This is a genomic window from Burkholderia sp. AU38729 (assembly GCF_020419725.1).
GTDB lineage: Bacteria > Pseudomonadota > Gammaproteobacteria > Burkholderiales > Burkholderiaceae > Burkholderia.
Genome location: NZ_JAIZQO010000003.1, coordinates 519352 through 536027, shown reverse-complemented (window position 1 = coordinate 536027; position 16676 = coordinate 519352). Strand labels below are relative to the sequence as shown.

Genomic DNA, 16676 nt, shown 5'->3' with positions numbered 1-16676 from the left:
GTTACTTGTGCGCGGGCAGCCCCGTCTCGTTCTGCTTCTCGAGCTGTCGCACCTGCTCCTGCAGATCGCGCAGCTGCATCTGTGCAGCCCGCTTCTCGACCTGCAGCGCCTGCGCCTGCTCCTGCGCCGAGCGCTGCCGCTGCGCGACTTCAGCCTGCTGGCTGCGCGCCACGCTCAGGTCGGCCTGCAACTGCTGCGCACGATTCGCCTGCAACGCAATCACGCGCTCGAGAAACGCCTTCTGCGCGTCCAGCTCGGTACGGCGGATCTCGATATCGGCGAGTTGTACGGTTTGTTGAACGAAGTTCGCGTAGACCATCTCCGCGCGGGTCTTTTCCTGCGACCGGATCACGCGCCACAGATGCTTGTCCTGGAACAGCGCGACGTAGTACGTCATCTCGCGCGGGTCGAACATCAGGCTCGCACCGTAGCTGCCGTTGTACGTCGTGCGCATCTCGACGATCCGGCCGTCGTGCAGCATCTGCGTCAGCTCCGCGACGTTGCCTTGTGCGGCGGCATCCGTCGCAGCCGTGGCGGATGCCGCCGTGTCGCCGCGCAGGCTCGTGACCGCCGGACGCGTACCGGCGGTGGGCGCCGTCGCGTCGGCGGACCAGGCCACGCCCGCTTGCGCGCAGGCAGCCAGCGCAACGATCCACGTGGCGCATCGTGCAGGGGAAAAATTTCGGAAAGCCAACGTCAGACTCCGGCAAACGAATCGGAACTCGCGATTATCGTTCAAAACGAAACGGCCGCATCTCGAATTTGTCGGGATGCGGCCGGCCGTCGTACGACGCGAAGCATACGGCTTGCTACAGGCGGGTTTCGCGCGCCGCGCGCAGGAATGCATCGAGCAGCGGCGTGCAGTCGAGCAGCTCCGACCCGCCGGCACGATGGAACTCGGGGTGCCACTGCACGCCGACGACGAACGGCGAACGGCGATGGCGAATGCCTTCGATGATCCCGTCGCCGGCCGACACGGCCTCGATATTCAGATCGCGGCCGAGATCGCGGATCGCCTGATGGTGGATCGAGTTGACGATCGCTTCGCTGCGCCCCGGGAACATGCTCGCAAGCGTCGACGAATCCGGGAAGCGGATCGCGTGACGATGCTGGTCGTAATGCTCGCTCACGTGCGCATTCGCGGTCGGCACGTCGGTGGCGATGTCCTGGTACAGCGAGCCACCGAACGCGACGTTGATCAGCTGGCAGCCGCGGCACACGCCGAGCACGGGTTTGCCGGACTCGACGAACTCGTGCAGCAGCTCGAGCTCGTACATGTCGCGCACGCGATCGCCCGGCCATTCGGGGCGGGCGTCGGACGCGGCATAGGTTTGCGGCGATACGTCTGCACCGCCCTGCAGCAGCAGGCCGTCGAGATGCTTCGCGTAGTCGCGCAGGCGGATGTTGCTCGGATGAATCATGCCCTGATGGCCGACGGTCGGAATCATGAACACGAGCACGTCGCGCGACATCACCCAGTGCGCGATCGATTCCTCGAGGTACTGGAGCGTCTTGCCTCGCAGCCCCTTCGCCCCCGGTTCCGGATGGAAGATCCGCGCCGACACGCCGATGCGCAGCGTGCGCTGCGTGATGCGCTGGCCGGCACGGTCGAACAGCCGGCGGGCGCGGGCGGCCACGATCCGGCCGAATACCGACCACGGCGTGTCGCTCTGCTTCAGATAGGCCGGCGGCGCATTCTGCGCGCTCGCGGGCGGCGGGCGCGGCGTGTCGAAATCAGGCTGCGCGCCGAAACCGGGTGGCGGCGTGCCAGCCTTCGGCGGCGCGGCGGCGGCAGCGCCATCGATGGCAGCGCCGGTCGCCCCGGGCGCGCCCGGCTCGGACGCAGCCGTAACCGGTGACGCGCCGTCGGCAGCGACGTTGCGCGCGGCGGCCTGGGCGGCCGGCGCATCGGGCGCTTTCGCCGGATCGGTACGGGGTGAATCGGAAGAAACGGAGGAGGTGCCGGGCAGACCGGCCGGGGAAGGCGTGTTTTCGCTCATGACGATGGTCTGGTACGTCGCTCACGCGTATGGATAAACGAAGATTCATTATGCTTCAGCGCACGATCGAGCGGCAAACCTGCAACATCCTGTCGATATTGTTGCAAGTCGACGGCAAACTGCGTCGGGGGAGCGCCCCGCCCGCGGGCCGGCCAGGCGGATGCGGCACCGCCCATACTGGACATCAGTGATATATCACAATAATATCCACGCATCGTCCACGCTTCCCGACCGCCTGCGCCATGATCGCGCCCCGTCCGGCTGCCGCGCCGCACCCCGCATGAATGCCCTCGCCGACGTCACCCACGAGCACCCGGCCGCACCGACGGCCAGCCTCGCCGACCGCGCGTATGCGCTGATCCAGCACGACATCATCACGATGCGCCTGAAGCCCGGCGCCGCCCTTAACGAAGCCGATCTCGTCGCCCGCACCGGCATCGGCCGCACGCCGGTGCACCAGGCCGTGCATCGGCTCGTGCTCGAAGGGCTGCTGTCCGTGATGCCGCGCAAGGGATTGATGGTGCGGCCGCTGTCGCTCGACGACATCGTCGCGGTGATCGACGTGCGGCGCATCAACGAAGCGCACTGCGCGGAACTCGCCGCGCGCCATGCAACGCCCGACGATCTCGCGCGCCTCGCCGCGCTGCTCGACGACGGGCAGGCCTGCGTCGACACGCACGACGTCGAAGGCATGATGGAACTCGACCGCGCCTTCCACCAGGCGATCGCCGCGGCCGCGCGCAATGCCGTCCTCGCCGACATCCTGCGCGGGCTGCATGAGCGCTCGCTGCGATTCTGGTTCGTCACGCTGTCCGAACCTCACCATCTCGTCGACGTCCAGCGCGAGCATCGCGAGCTGTTCGATCGGCTGTCCGCGCGTGACGCCGCCGGCGCACGCGCGGCCGTTGAAAGTCATATCGATTCGTTCCGCTCCACGCTTCTTCAACATCTTCGCCCCTGAGCCGCCCATGACCACTTTCACGCCCTTCCCCCCGCTCGCCCAGCTCGCCGCCGACCTCGCCGCCGGCCGGACCACGAGCCGCGCGCTCGTCGACACCGCGCTCGACCGGATCGCCGATCCGTCGGGCCAGGGCGCAGTCGTCTTCACCGAAGTCGATGCCGACAACGCGCGCGCAGCCGCCGACGCGCACGACCGGCTGCGCGCCGCGGGCACCGTGCTGTCGCCGCTCGCGGGCATCCCGGTGTCGGTCAAGGACCTGTTCGACGTCGCGGGTCAGGTGACGCGCGCCGGTTCGCGCGTGCTCGACGGCGCGCCGGCCGCGCGCACCGACGCGGTCGCGGTCGCGCGGCTCAAGCGCGCAGGTGCGGTGCTGGTCGGCCGCACCAACATGAGCGAGTTCGCGTTCTCGGGGCTCGGGCTGAACCCGCACTTCGGCCATCCGCGCTCGCCGTACCACCGTGACGTGCCGGGCGACGCGCGGATTTCCGGCGGTTCGTCGTCCGGCGCGGCCGCGTCCGTCGCCGACGGGATGGCCGCCGTCGCGCTCGGCACCGACACGGGCGGCTCGATCCGCATTCCAGCCGCGCTGTGCGGGCTGACCGGCTTCAAGCCGACCGCGAGCCGGATCCCGACGCACGGCGGCGTGCCGCTGTCGACGACGCTCGACTCGTTCGGCCCGATCGGCCTGACGGTCGCCTGCTGCGCGCTCGTCGACCGGATGCTCGCGGGCCTCGAACCGCACGTGCCGGCCGCCCGGCCGCTCGAAGGCGTGCGGCTCGGCGTGCTGACGAACTACGTGACGGACGGCGTCGATGCCGACGTCGCGGCCGCGCTCGACGCCGCGCTCAAGCATCTCGAAGCCGCCGGCGCGATCGTCACGGAAGTGCGCTTCCCCGCGCTCGACCGGCTGCCGGACGTCAACCGCTTCGGCTTCTCGCCGATCGAGGCCTACGCGTGGCATCGCCCGCTGCTCGCCAAGCACAGCGACCAGTACGACCCGCGCGTGCTCACGCGGATCCTGAAGGGCGAACCCGCGAGCGCGGCCGACTATCTCGACCTGCTCGCCGCGCGCACGGCGATGCTCGACGAAGCTGCGCACACGGTCTGGTCGCGCTTCGATGCGCTCGTCGCGCCGACGGTGCCGGTCGTGCCGCCGCGTATCGCCGACCTCGAAGCGGATGACGATGCCTTCACGCGCACCAACGCGCTGATCCTGCGCAACCCGAGCGCGTTCAACTTCCTCGACGCCTGCGCGTTGTCGCTGCCCTGCCATCCGCGCGACGCGGCGCCGGTCGGCCTGATGCTCGCGGCCGCGCCGCACCGCGACGACGCGCTGCTCGCGATCGGCCAGGCGGTCGAGGCCGTGCTGAACACGATCCGCTAAGCGCCGCCAACCGGGCGCCGACGGGCAGGACGCGCGGTGCGGCAGGTTGCCGCACGCGCGCTGTCAGTTTCGTGCCAGACCGTTCGCGCTAAAATCGCGCGATTGTTTTCCGGACCGACCACGAGGAACCCCGCCGACATGAACGACTACACGCTCGCCATCCGCCGCGAACGCCGCCTGCTGATGCTGCTCGGATGGGTGTGCATCGCCCTGCTGGCCGGTGCGCTCTACCTGCAGTACGTGAAGAACGAAGATCCGTGCCCGCTGTGCATCATCCAGCGATACTTCTTCTGCGCGATCGGGATCTTCGCGTTCCTGGCCGCCGGGATCCGCAACTGGCGCGGGGTCTGGGTGCTCGAGCTGCTGATCGCGATCGCCGCGGCCGGCGGTGTCGGCACGGCCGCCCGGCATCTGTCGATCCAGATGAATCCGGGCTTCAGCTGCGGCTTCGACACGCTGCAGCCGATCGTCGACAGCCTGCCGCCCGCGCAGTGGTTCCCCGGCATGTTCAAGGTCGCCGGGCTGTGCGAGACGGTCTACCCGCCGATCTTCGGCATCCTGCTGCCCGGCTGGGCGCTGATCGCCTTCGCCGTGATCCTGGTCGCGGTCGCCGCGAGCCTCTGGCGCCATCGCCGCAAGCTCGTGGCCTGACCGGCCGGTTTCGCAACGACCTGCGCGCGGCCCGTTCGCCCGGGCCGCACACGACCGCCGGCCCGTGACCGCCCGGCTCCGGAGCGCCCGCCGGCCCAGCCCGGCGAGCCGCATCCGGCCCGTCAAGCGTAAACACCTACCCCGCCGCCGCCCGGGTCTCCGGGCGAACGCGCATCGCGCGAGTTCCGCGCCCAGCCCCGCCACGCCTGCGTTTCGGCCCGATGTGCACGCATCGGCGCCCCGATCCCGCGCGGCGGGCCTATGATCGACATGATCGCCTCCTGATAGCCCGGATCACCGCCCCGCGATGTTCCCGTCGCCTCGCGGTGCTATCTTCGTGACTGGATGGCGATCTACGTGCGCGAGGCCAGGCGGTCTCACCCCCCCTGCGTAACGCGCGCCCGATCCGCAATGTCGACTGGATTCATCATGACAACGCAAACCATCCGCATCCGTCACCCTCATGGCGTCCGCGCATCCGGCGGGGCCGTCCGCGCGCGCCGTTCGCGCGCTGCCGCCGCACTGCATCGGCCGTGCGGCCGGCCCGCCTCGCTCCCGTCCGTCATCGTTGCCGCCACGCCCGCCAGCCCGCGCCGCATGTCGTGCCGCGTCGTCCCGAACGGAGCGTGCTGATGGAAGCCTGGCTCGGCGATCTGCAGCAACTGCTCGCGCACGGCGAAGCGGCCGTGCTCGTGACGGTCGCGCACACCGACGGCTCCGCGCCGCGCGAAGCCGGCACCAAGATGCTCGTCACGCGCGACACGGCCCGCCATACGATCGGTGGCGGTCATCTGGAATGGAAGGCGATCGAGATCGCGCGGCATCTGCTGAAGGATGGCGCGCACGTGCCGCACGCGCGCCGGCTCGAACGGCTCGCGCTCGGCCCGAGTCTCGGCCAGTGCTGCGGCGGCGCCGTGGTACTCGCGTTCGAGCGGCTCGACGTGGGCGATCTCGGCTGGATCATGTCGCTCGCGAAGCGTGTCGCGGCCGGCGTCGCGACCGTGCGTAGCGTATCATTCGGCCCCTCGCCGGGCGCGCCGCTGTTGAGCGAGCCCGAATCGGAAGCCGCGCGTGCCGACTGCCTGCTGTGGGAAACCGGCGGCGTGTCGCTGATGACCGAAACGATCGCGCCGTATGCGTTCCCCGTCGTGCTGTTCGGCGCCGGGCACATCGGCACCGCGCTCGTGAAGGTACTGGCGACGCTGCCGTGCCACGTGCGCTGGATCGACGGGCCCGATGCGGTGTTCCCGCCGGCCGACGCGCTCGCCGGCATCGGCAACCTCGCGATCGAAGCGGCCGCTGCCCCGGCCGACGCGGTCGACGCCGCACCGCCGCAGTCCTACTTCGTCGTGATGACGCACGACCACGCACTCGATTTCGTGCTGGCCGAGCGCATCCTGCGTCGTGCCGACTACGCGTACTTCGGGATGACCGGCTCGCACGCGAAGCGCGCGCAGTTCGATCATCGCCTTGCAGCCATCGGCATCGACCCGGCCCAGGTCGCGCGGATGCACTGCCCGATCGGTGTCGACGGCATCATCGACAAGGCGCCCGAAGTGATCGCGATCTCGGTGGCTGCGCAATTGCTGCAGGCCGTCGAGGCAAACGCGAATGCGAACGCGTCCGCGCAGGCTTCCCCTACCTACTGACCGACCAAGAACGACGCCATGACCCCGACATTCAAGGACAAGATTGCCCGCGCGCCGAAAGCGGAGCTGCACATCCACATCGAAGGCTCGCTGGAGCCCGAACTGATTTTCGCGCTCGCGCAGCGCAACGGCGTGAAGCTCGCGTACGACTCGATCGACGCGCTGCGCGCCGCGTACGCGTTCACCGACCTGCAGTCGTTCCTCGACATCTATTACGCCGGCGCGAGCGTGCTGCTGACCGAGCAGGATTTCTACGACATGACGGCCGCGTACTGCGAACGCGCGCTCGCCGACAACGTCGTCCACACCGAGCTGTTCTTCGATCCGCAAACGCACACCGAGCGCGGCGTGCCGATCGAGACGGTGGTCGCGGGCATCGAGCGGGCACTCGCCGATGCCGAGCAACGCGGGCTGTCGAGCAAGCTGATCCTGTGCTTCCTGCGCCACCTGCCCGAAGAGGACGCGCTCGCGACGTTCGAATCCGCGCTGCCGCTGTTCGAGCGCTATCGCCATCGCCTGATCGGCGTCGGCCTCGACTCGTCCGAGCTCGGCCATCCGCCGAAGAAATTCGCACGCGTGTTCGAGAAGGCGCGCGCGCTCGGGCTGAAGCTCGTCGCGCACGCTGGCGAGGAAGGCCCGCCGGCATACATCTACGAAGCGCTCGACGTGCTGAAGGTCGACCGGATCGACCACGGCGTGCGCAGCATCGAGGACCCGGCACTCGTCGAGCGCCTCGCGAAATCGCGCACGGCGCTCACCGTCTGCCCGCTGTCGAACCTGAAGCTGTGCGTGTTCGACGACATGGCGAAGCACACGCTGAAGGCGCTGCTGGATCGCGGCGTCGCGGTGACGATCAACTCCGACGATCCGGCCTATTTCGGCGGCTACGTCAATGAAAACTACTTCGCGACGGCCGAAGGGCTGCAACTCACGGATGCCGAAGTCCATGCGGTGATCCGCAACGGCTTCGAGGCGTCGTTCATCGAACCGGCGCAGCGCGACGCACTGTACGCGCGCCTCGACGCGTACTGGCAGGCCGCGTGACGGCCGGCATCGAGGAACGCTGACAGATGAAACACGGCAACGGCATCCGCTTCGCGACCACCGGCCCGGCCTTGCGCCGGGACGACCGCGTGCGCGAGTGCGCGGCGACGGCGCTGTTCGTCGTCGCGCGCGCGTGCCTGCCGTCGCGATTTGCCGTTTCGCTCGCCACCGCATCGGCCGTGAGCGCAACGGCTGCGAGGCCCGCCGGCAATCACTCGCTGGCGGCTTCGGCCGCCACGTTCGCCCGCGCAATCGCATCCGCCGTGCCGCACGCAGCGTGCCGCACCCGCTCGCCAGGCACCGCCTTGCCGTCGTGCGGCGTCGCCCGTTTTCCTCTGTTCGCCTTACCTTGATGCAGGACCATTCGTCATGACGCAAACCGCTTTCCGTTCCCAGCTGCTGACCTTCAACGGCGACCCGGCCCAATCGAGCCAGGCCGCGAATTACGAGACCGACGGCCTCCTGATCGTCGACGACGGCAAGGTCGTCGCGGCCGGCCCGTACGCGCAACTCGCCGCGACGCTCGCGCGCGACGCGATCGTCCATGACCTGCGCGACAAGCTGATCGTGCCCGGCTTCATCGACACGCACATCCACTATCCGCAGACGGACATGATCGCGTCGCCGGCGCCGGGCCTGCTGCCGTGGCTGGACAAGTACACGTTCCCCACCGAGCGCCAGTTCGGCGATCCCGAGCATGCGCGCGAAGTCGCCGACTTCTTCGTCGACGAACTGCTCGCGTGCGGCACGACGAGCGCGCTCGTCTACTGCACGGTGCACAAGCAGTCGGCCGATGCACTGTTCGCGGCGAGCGACGCGCGTGACCTGCGGATGATCGCGGGCAAGGTGCTGATGGACCGCAACTGCCCCGAATTCCTGCGCGATACCGCGCAATCGGGTTATGACGACAGTGCCGAGCTGATCGACCGCTGGCACGGCAAGGGCCGCCAGATGTACGCGCTCACGCCGCGCTTCGCGCCGACGTCGACCGAGGCGCAGCTCGAAGCGTGCAGCGAACTCGCGCGCCGCCATCCGGACGTGTTCGTGCAGAGCCACGTCGCGGAAAACGTCGATGAAGTGAAATGGGTGGCCGAGCTGTTCCCCGGCCATCGCAGCTATCTCGACATCTACGACCGCTACGGGCTGCTGCGCCCGCGCGCGGTGTACGGCCACTGTATCCACCTCGACGACGAGGACCGCCGCCGGATGGCCGAGACACGCACCGTCGTCGCGCACTGCCCGACGTCGAACTTCTTCCTCGGCAGCGGGCTGTTCGATTTCGACAAGGCCGGCGAATACGACGTGCCGGTCACGCTCGCGACCGACGTCGGCGGCGGCACGTCGTTCTCGATGCTGCAGACGATGAACGAAGCGCACAAGGTCGCGCGGCTGTCGGGCCACCACCTGACCGCGACGCGGATGTTCTGGCTCGCAACGGCCGGCGCCGCGCAGGCACTCGACCTCGCCGATACGGTCGGCACGCTCGCCCCGCGCACCGAGGCCGACTTCGTCGTGCTCGATCCGCAGGCCACGCCGCTGCTCGCGCGCCGCACGAAGCACGCGGATTCGCTCGAGGAACTGCTGTTCGCGTTCGCGCTGCTCGGCGACGACCGTGCGGTGTACCGCACCTATGCCGCCGGCCAACTCGTCCACGAGCGCGGCGCGGCACGCCGCCCTGCCGCGTAACGACCTGCCGGGGTTCGCCCCGGCACGCGCGGGCCTCCACCGCTACGCGTGCCGGGCCGCCAAGATTGCCGTAGGCCGATCCCGCCCCGACGCCGGGCGCAGCGCCCGCCAACCGCTTTCCCGTGCGCAACGCACCGTGCTAGAATTCGCCGCTCATTGGGGAGTAGCCGCTCCGCTCGATGTCCCGCGCTCCCGGCGCGCATCGTGACGGAGGCGTCCGTCAACAGACTTGGCCGTACGGCCATGGCGGACGCAGCCACCTAGGCCTGGCGAGACCGATGGTTCACAGCGCGCCGCATCAGGGCCCGGCGCGCGGTGGATCGTCGCTCGCACGCACAACATCGGCCCGTGGAACCCCATCCGTGTCCCAAGCCTTCCTGATCTCCACCGGCGCCGTCGCCCTCGCTGAAATCGGCGACAAGACCCAACTGCTTTCCCTCGTACTGGCCGCGCGCTATCGCAAGCCGGTGCCGATCATCCTCGGCGTGCTCGTCGCGACGCTCGTGAACCACGGTTTCGCCGGCGCGCTCGGCGAGTGGCTCGGCGTGCTCGTCACGCCGTCGATCATGCGCTGGGCGCTCGCGTTCTCGTTCATCGCGATGGGGTTGTGGATCCTCGTGCCGGACAAGCTCGATGCCGACGAAGCCAATGCCAACCGCTCGCGGCTCGGCGTGTTCGGTGCGACCCTCGTCGCATTCTTCCTCGCGGAAATGGGCGACAAGACGCAGATCGCGACCGTCGCGCTGGCCGCGCGCTTCCAGGACTACCTCGGCGTCGTGGCCGGCACGACGTTCGGGATGATGCTCGCGAACGTGCCCGCGATCCTGCTCGGCGACCGCTTCGCGCACCGCCTGCCGACGAAGCTCGTGCACGCGATCGCGGCCGTGCTGTTCGTCGTGCTCGGCGCGCTGGCGCTGCTGGGTATCGGGGTCTGACTATCGGGGTCTGACGGAAGGGCATGGCCGGCGCGGCCGGACGGCCGCGCCGAGCGGGATCCCGCGTTATTTCGCGGCGGCGGCACCCGACGCGGGCGCGGCCGGCACCACGCGTTCGTTGGCAGCCGGCGCCGCCGGGCCGCCGCGCTTGTCGACCGGCAGCCGGACCGAGCGAACCGCGCCGTTGGACAGCGGGAAGTCGGCGAGCGCGCTGCGCGCGAGGAACGGCATCGCGTACAGCAGCGTGCCGTTGTCGCCGGTCGTGCGCGCGGACACGTTGTACACCTCCTTGCCCGTCGCGCGCTCAGTGATGCGGATGCCGAGCGTGTAGTCGAACACCTGGTACGTCTGCGCGACGTAGCCGGCCGGCATCGGCCCCCAGGGACCCCACGGGCCCCACGGCCCGCGCCGCCAGTACGGCCCGGGCGCGAACCACGGATCGTAATAGACCGGCTGCGGGACCGTCACGAGATCGCTGCCGACCGCATAGGTCAACCCGACGAGGTACCGCGCCTGCGCCTGCGGCACCTGCCGGAATGCATACGTCGACAGCTCGTTCGCGACGATCGGCTCGTAAGTCGACTGCTCGATGCTGTTCTTCTGCGCCTCGGTGCGCGTGAACGCATAGGTGCGTGTCGCGTCGCTGCCGCTCCAGTCGGAGAAGGCCGTGACCTGGGTCGTCACGTAGCTGGTGCAGCCGGTCAGCAGCGCCACGCACAGCACCGCCGCCCAGCCCGCACCGCGTTGAATCCATTCGCGTTTCATGTTGATCCTCTTCGATCCGTCACCCGTTCGTCGCACCGCGCGAACCGTAATGGGATGCCGATAATACGCGGACTCCCGGAACCGGTAAAAAGTTCGCCCGGCACGCGGCCGCCAGCCTTTGTACAATGGCCCGGTTCGCCCGGCCCGTGCCACGGGCCCGTCCCCCACTCCACCGATCTCGACGACCATGTCCGACAACGCCTCCTCCACCGTGATCCGCCGCGCCGACTACACGCCGCCGGCCTTCCTCATCGATGCCGTCGCGCTCGAATTCGATCTCGCGCCGGCCCGTACGATCGTCAGGAACACGATGCGCGTGCGCCGCAATCCGGACGCCGCGCCCGCGCCGCACCTGGAGCTGATGGGCGAAGCGCTCGAATTCGTCGGCGCCTGGCTGGATGGCGCGCCGCATGGCGCCGTGCGTGCGCACGAACACGGGCTGACGGTCGAGAACGTGCCCGAAGCCTTCGAACTGACGCTCGAAAGCGCATGCGCACCCGACCAGAATACGACGCTGTCCGGCCTCTACGTGTCGAGCGGCAACTTCTTCACGCAGTGCGAAGCCGAAGGCTTTCGCCGCATCACCTATTTCCTCGACCGTCCGGACGTGATGGCGTCGTACACGGTGACGCTGCGCGCCGACAAGGCCGCGTACCCGGTGCTGCTGTCGAACGGCAACCTCGTCGATTCCGGCGACCTGCCCGACGGCCGCCACTTCGCGAAATGGGAAGACCCGTTCCGCAAGCCGAGCTACCTGTTCGCGCTCGTCGCGGGCAAGCTCGTTGCGATCGAGGAAACGATCACGTCCGGCTCGGGCAAGGAGAAGCTGCTGCAGGTGTGGGTCGAGCCCGCCGATCTCGACAAGACGCGTCATGCGATGGACTCGCTGATCCACTCGATCCGCTGGGACGAGCAGCGCTTCGGCCTCGAGCTCGATCTCGACCGCTTCATGATCGTCGCGGTGGGCGACTTCAACATGGGCGCGATGGAGAACAAGGGGCTCAACATCTTCAACACGAAGTACGTGCTGGCGAACCCCGAGACCGCGACCGACACCGACTTCGCGAACATCGAATCGGTGGTCGGCCACGAGTACTTCCACAACTGGACCGGCAACCGCGTGACCTGCCGCGACTGGTTCCAGCTGAGCCTGAAGGAAGGCCTGACGGTATTCCGCGATCAGGAGTTCTCGGCCGACATGGCCGCGGGCGACGACCTCGAATCGGCGGCCCGCGCGGTCAAGCGCATCGAGGACGTGCGCGTGCTGCGCCAGCTGCAGTTCGCCGAGGACGCGGGCCCGATGGCGCATCCGGTGCGCCCGGAAAGCTACGTCGAGATCAACAACTTCTACACGATGACCGTCTACGAGAAAGGCTCGGAAGTCGTGCGGATGTATCAGACGCTGTTCGGCCGCGACGGCTTCCGCAAGGGGATGGACCTGTACTTCAAGCGCCACGACGGGCACGCGGTGACCTGCGACGACTTCCGTCACGCGATGGCCGACGCGAACGGGCGCGACCTCGCGCAGTTCGAACGCTGGTACAGTCAGGCGGGCACGCCGCGCGTGTCGGTGCGCACCGCGTACGACGCGGCCGCGCGCCGCTACACGGTGACGCTCGCGCAGGGCTACGGCGACGCGTCGCCGGCCGCGCGCGACACGCAGCAAGGGCCGCTGCTGATTCCGTTCGCGATCGGCCTGATCGGCCGCGACGGCCGCGACCTGCCGCTGCGTCTCGACGGCGAAGCCGCCGCCGCAGGCACGACGCGCGTGCTCGACTTCACCGACACCGAGCAGACCTTCACGTTCGTCGACGTGCCGGAACAGCCGCTGCCGTCGCTGCTGCGCAATTTCTCGTCGCCGGTGATCGTCGAGTACGACTACAGCGACGACGATCTCGCGTTCCTGCTCGCGCACGACAGCGATCCGTTCAACCGCTGGGAAGCCGGCCAGCGCCTCGCGACGCGCGCGCTGCTGACGCTCGCCGCGCGCGCGGCCGCGAACGAGCCGCTCACGCTCGGCGAGAACTTCGTCGCCGCATTCCGCCGCGTGCTGACCGATGAAAGCCTGTCGCCGGCGTTCCGCGAACTCGCGCTGACGCTGCCGTCGGAAACCTACCTCGCCGACCAGATGGCCGAAGCCGATCCGGCCGCCGTGCATCGCGCGCGCCAGTTCGTGCGCCGCCGGCTCGCCACCGCGCTGCGCGCGGAATGGCTCGCCGCCTACGCGCAGCACCAGACGCCCGGCGCCTACGAGCCGACGCCGGACGCCTCCGGCCGCCGCGCGCTGAAGAACCTCGCGCTCGCGTATCTCGCCGAACTCGAGGATCCGGCCGATGCGGTGCGCCTCGCCACTGCCCAGTACGACGCGGCGAACAACATGACCGATCGCGCGGCAGCGCTCGGTGCGTTGCTGTCCGCCGCGGCCTCCGGCGCGACCGAACCGGCCGAGCACGCGCTCGACGACTTCTATCGTCGCTTCGAGAAGGAAGCGCTCGTGATCGACAAGTGGTTCGCGATGCAGGCGGCACAACGCGGCACGCCCGCGCAGCCGACGCTCGCGAAGGTCCGCAAGCTGCTCGCGCACCCGGCGTTCAACCTGAAGAATCCGAACCGCGCGCGCTCGCTGATCTTCAGCTTCTGCGCGGCCAACCCCGCGCAATTCCACGCGGCGGACGGCTCGGGCTACGCGTTCTGGGCCGAACAGGTGCTCGCACTCGACGCGATCAACCCGCAGGTCGCGGCACGCCTCGCGCGCTCGCTGGAACTGTGGCGCCGCTTCACGCCGGCGCTGCGCGACCGGATGCGCGAAGCGCTCGAGCAGGTCGCCGTCGGTGCGAAATCACGCGACGTGCGCGAAATCGTCGAGAAGGCGCTCGCGTAACGCCATCGCCCGCGTCGCGCCTGCGCGATACAGCCGGTGCCGCCTGTCGCGGCACCGGCTTTTTTATGGTGTGAAGACTGCTGGAACCGCGCGCAATCGCGGAGGGCGACCGCGACGCCTGCCGTTGGCGTCAAGCGCGTCCCGCCGGTTTCCATCACCGGAAAACCGGGCCGGGCTGGCCGCCCGGCCATGTAACCGGACGAAAAAAGCCGGTGGCACGGGAGGCGCGGCGGGTAAAATTGCGGCTATTCAAGGATTCTTTTGGCCTTCTGGAGTCTGTCATGTCCATTGCCCGCCGCACCACGCTGTCGAAGTTCCTGATCGAACAGCAACGTGAGACCAACAACCTCCCCGCCGACCTGCGCCTGCTGATCGAAGTCGTCGCGCGCGCATGCAAGGCGATCAGCTACAACGTGTCGAAGGGCGCGCTCGGCGAAGCGCTCGGCACCGCCGGCAGCGAGAACGTCCAGGGCGAAGTGCAGAAGAAGCTCGACATCCTGTCGAACGAAATCCTGCTCGACGCGAACGAATGGGGCGGCAACCTCGCCGCGATGGCATCGGAAGAAATGGAAACGTTCTTCCCGATCCCGGCGAACTACCCGCGCGGCGAATACCTGCTCGTGTTCGATCCGCTCGACGGCTCGTCGAACATCGACGTGAACGTGTCGATCGGCACGATCTTCTCGGTGCTGCGCTGCCCGGACGGCAAGCAGGCGACCGAGGAATCGTTCCTGCAACCCGGCACGCAGCAGGTTGCGGCCGGCTATGCCGTGTACGGCCCGCAGACAGTGTTCGTGCTGACGACCGGCAACGGCGTGAACTGCTTCACGCTCGACCGCGAAGTCGGCTCGTGGGTGCTCACGCAGAGCAACATGCAGATCCCGGCCGACACGCGCGAATACGCGATCAACGCATCGAACGCGCGCCACTGGTACGACCCGGTCAAGCGCTACGTCGACGAACTGAATGCCGGCAAGGACGGCCCGCGCGGCGACAACTTCAACATGCGCTGGATCGCGTCGATGGTGGCCGACGTGCACCGGATCCTGAACCGCGGCGGCATCTTCATGTACCCGGCCGACAAGCGCACGCCCGATCGTCCGGGCAAGCTGCGCCTGATGTACGAAGCGAACCCGATGTCGTTCATCGTCGAACAGGCTGGCGGCGCCGCGACGACCGGCACGCAGCGCATCATGGAAGTGCAGCCGACGGGCCTGCATCAGCGCGTCCCGGTGTTCCTCGGTTCGAAGAACGAAGTCGAGCGCGTGACGGGTTACCATCAGGAAAAGCAATAAATTTGCACTGCAGCACTAGACAGTGTCGCGCGACGTACGTAGAATCGCGGCTCTCGATGTGACCCCAACGGGTCGCATCGCAGTGAAACGAAGCGGGGAAGTTTGCCGAGTCGATGTGTTTCGCGAAACAGCAGCAGCAAGCTAAAAAAAATTCGCAAAACCTATTGCCAAGGTCTCAGATTTCACCTTATAATTTCATTTCTCTGATGCCGGTGTAGCTCAGTTGGTAGAGCAGCGCATTCGTAATGCGAAGGTCGTAGGTTCGACTCCTATCTCCGGCACCAAGTTATAAAGGGCTGACAAGCAATGCTTGTCAGCCCTTTTCTCATTCCGGGTGCCCAATCGTGCGCTGCCCTTCTTCTCTCCGCGTCCGCTCCGCTTGCGGGCATCACCCGACTCCCGCGCCGCACGCCGCCGATTACAATCGCCGGACCCCTCCGCCCTTTCCGAGCATCATGCGCACCTGGCGTCTCGAGCGACAGAACCTCACCGGGCAACTGGACGTATCGCGTGCGACGCGCCTTGTCGCCGCGATCGGCGGCAACGAGCCCAACGCATTCGCAGCCGAAGTGCTGAAGCTGTTCGACGATGCGTTGTCGGTCACACAATGCACGATCTTCGCGTACGAGCTCGGCAACCGTCCGCGCACGCTATCCGTCGCCGACCACCGCGGCGGCCGCTACCTGCGCGACGTCGCCGACACCTACGCGCGACACTTCTACACGCTCGACGGCAACCAGAAGATCGTGTCGAGCGCACCTCGCGGCACGCGCCGCCACGACCTGGTGCTACACCAGCAGGCCGGCGACGAGATCGTTCATGAAGCGTATCGAGCGGCCTGCTACCGCGGCCCCGACGTGTCCGACCGGCTGTCGTTGCTGATGCAGCCCAACGATGCGAGCTGGCTGTCGATCAATTTGTACCGCGCGCATCGCAGCGGCGCGTTCCAGCCGCGCGAGATCGCGGAGATCGAAACGCTCGCACCGCTGATCGCGCAGGCCGCGAAGCATCACTACGCGCTCGCCGGTGCCGCGCAGATCGGAATCCCGCAACGGATGCTCGCGCGGCTGCGCAGCGCCTGCCCGGCGCTGTCCAAGCGTGAACTCGACGTGCTGCGCGGTGTGCTCGAAGGCCAGACCGCACAAGAGATCGGCGAGACGATCGGCGTGAAGGCGTCGAGCGTCGTCACGTACCAGAAACGCGCGTACCGGCGCCTGGGCATCTCGAGCCAGCGCCAGTTGTTCGCGCTCTGCCTGCAGCCCTGAACCGAACCGGCCTGCGATGACCGAACCGGGGTAAATCCCGGTCGGCTTGCTGTACCCGGAATGGGGACAGCGGACTTCCGCCCGGCTTCCATACTGCTTCGACTGCCTGCACGCGTTTGCCCCGGCGCGCGTGCACGTGGAACCGCCCTCCCCCGGAAGC

At 68.3% G+C, this 16676-nt stretch carries 14 protein-coding genes, 1 tRNA gene and 1 riboswitch; of the genes, 12 read left to right on the top strand and 3 right to left on the bottom strand.

What is annotated here, in order from left to right:
* Window position 1 precedes the first annotated feature (1 nt).
* Together LGM56_RS11375 and LGM56_RS11370 are read right to left on the bottom strand one after the other, a co-directional pair.
* Window positions 2-694: a DUF2968 domain-containing protein gene (locus LGM56_RS11375; RefSeq protein WP_089494307.1), complete on the bottom strand. Its 693-nt coding sequence runs from the start codon at window positions 692-694 to the stop codon at window positions 2-4.
* A gap of 115 nt (window positions 695-809) precedes the next feature.
* On the bottom strand, window positions 810-2000 hold the full coding sequence (locus tag LGM56_RS11370; protein ID WP_226204611.1) for a gamma-glutamyl-gamma-aminobutyrate hydrolase family protein: 1191 nt from the start codon (window positions 1998-2000) through the stop codon (window positions 810-812).
* 280 nt (window positions 2001-2280) lie between these two features.
* Here LGM56_RS11370 and LGM56_RS11365 point away from each other — a divergent pair, with 280 nt between their 5' ends.
* From LGM56_RS11365 to LGM56_RS11330, 8 genes are all read left to right on the top strand, one after another.
* Window positions 2281-2961, top strand: a complete 681-nt coding sequence (locus LGM56_RS11365) for a GntR family transcriptional regulator (protein WP_089494305.1) — start codon at window positions 2281-2283, stop codon at window positions 2959-2961.
* Between the two features lie 7 nt (window positions 2962-2968).
* Window positions 2969-4345, top strand: coding sequence for an amidase (locus LGM56_RS11360; protein WP_226204608.1), 1377 nt, complete (start codon window positions 2969-2971; stop codon window positions 4343-4345).
* 138 nt (window positions 4346-4483) lie between these two features.
* On the top strand, window positions 4484-4996 hold the full coding sequence (locus LGM56_RS11355; RefSeq protein WP_089424765.1) for a disulfide bond formation protein B: 513 nt from the start codon (window positions 4484-4486) through the stop codon (window positions 4994-4996).
* A gap of 632 nt (window positions 4997-5628) precedes the next feature.
* Window positions 5629-6645 carry a xanthine dehydrogenase accessory protein XdhC gene (xdhC, locus tag LGM56_RS11350; RefSeq protein ID WP_226204606.1) on the top strand — a complete coding sequence of 339 codons (1017 nt, stop codon included), beginning with the start codon at window positions 5629-5631 and terminating at the stop codon, window positions 6643-6645.
* Between the two features lie 18 nt (window positions 6646-6663).
* Window positions 6664-7689 carry an adenosine deaminase gene (locus tag LGM56_RS11345; RefSeq protein WP_226204604.1) on the top strand — a complete coding sequence of 342 codons (1026 nt, stop codon included), beginning with the start codon at window positions 6664-6666 and terminating at the stop codon, window positions 7687-7689.
* 26 nt (window positions 7690-7715) lie between these two features.
* The gene (locus tag LGM56_RS11340) at window positions 7716-8042 is read left to right on the top strand and encodes a hypothetical protein (protein WP_226204602.1); all 327 of its coding nucleotides are present in this window, start codon (window positions 7716-7718) and stop codon (window positions 8040-8042) included.
* Window positions 8043-8058: 16 nt separating this feature from the next.
* Window positions 8059-9375: a guanine deaminase gene (gene guaD, locus LGM56_RS11335; RefSeq protein WP_226204600.1), complete on the top strand. Its 1317-nt coding sequence runs from the start codon at window positions 8059-8061 to the stop codon at window positions 9373-9375.
* 146 nt (window positions 9376-9521) lie between these two features.
* Window positions 9522-9659, top strand: a riboswitch (yybP-ykoY riboswitch).
* 78 nt (window positions 9660-9737) lie between these two features.
* Window positions 9738-10310 carry a TMEM165/GDT1 family protein gene (locus LGM56_RS11330; protein WP_089494301.1) on the top strand — a complete coding sequence of 191 codons (573 nt, stop codon included), beginning with the start codon at window positions 9738-9740 and terminating at the stop codon, window positions 10308-10310.
* Window positions 10311-10376: 66 nt separating this feature from the next.
* Here LGM56_RS11330 and LGM56_RS11325 read toward each other — a convergent pair whose 3' ends face one another.
* Entirely contained in the window at window positions 10377-11075 is a 699-nt protein-coding gene (locus tag LGM56_RS11325; RefSeq protein ID WP_089424759.1) for a DUF4136 domain-containing protein, read from the bottom strand.
* 187 nt (window positions 11076-11262) lie between these two features.
* Here LGM56_RS11325 and pepN point away from each other — a divergent pair, with 187 nt between their 5' ends.
* The 4 genes from pepN to LGM56_RS11305 all read left to right on the top strand — a co-directional run bounded on the left by pepN (window position 11263) and on the right by LGM56_RS11305 (window position 16516).
* Window positions 11263-13956 carry an aminopeptidase N gene (gene pepN / locus LGM56_RS11320; RefSeq protein WP_226204598.1) on the top strand — a complete coding sequence of 898 codons (2694 nt, stop codon included), beginning with the start codon at window positions 11263-11265 and terminating at the stop codon, window positions 13954-13956.
* Between the two features lie 281 nt (window positions 13957-14237).
* Complete coding sequence (locus LGM56_RS11315) at window positions 14238-15251, top strand: class 1 fructose-bisphosphatase (RefSeq protein ID WP_089439471.1); 1014 nt, start codon at window positions 14238-14240, stop codon at window positions 15249-15251.
* A 208-nt stretch (window positions 15252-15459) separates the two neighbouring features.
* A tRNA-Thr gene (locus tag LGM56_RS11310) sits at window positions 15460-15535 on the top strand.
* 171 nt (window positions 15536-15706) lie between these two features.
* Window positions 15707-16516 (top strand): helix-turn-helix transcriptional regulator, encoded by an 810-nt coding sequence (locus tag LGM56_RS11305; protein WP_089494299.1) that lies wholly within the window; start codon window positions 15707-15709, stop codon window positions 16514-16516.
* The last annotated feature ends 160 nt before the right edge of the window (window positions 16517-16676 follow it).